General features: G+C 36.2%; 1 protein-coding gene. It reads right to left on the reverse strand.

The features are described 5' to 3' along the window. Positions 1-257, reverse strand: a 257-nt coding sequence (locus tag SB679_RS25205; RefSeq protein WP_410705062.1) for an SDR family NAD(P)-dependent oxidoreductase, incomplete at both ends; no start/stop codon positions are given.

The following is a 257-nucleotide window of genomic DNA, read 5'->3' on the forward strand; positions in this document are numbered from 1 at the left end:
GTGGATCAAGTCCATGAGCATTTCCTGCATTATTAATCAGAACATCAATATCTTTCCATTCTTCAGGAAGGGAATTGATGGCTGCTTCAACCTCTTCAAGATTCCTTACATCAAATTTTAAACTAAATATTTCGGTATATAGAGAAAGCTCAGTATCTAAAGATTTAAGTACTTCATTTCTCCCTCCACATATAATGATTCTGTTTCCTTGTTTTGCCAGAAGTTCTGCTGTGGATTTACCTATTCCGGAGGTAGCT

The sequence above is a fragment of the Chryseobacterium sp. SIMBA_029 genome (assembly GCF_046535275.1).
Lineage (GTDB): Bacteria > Bacteroidota > Bacteroidia > Flavobacteriales > Weeksellaceae > Chryseobacterium.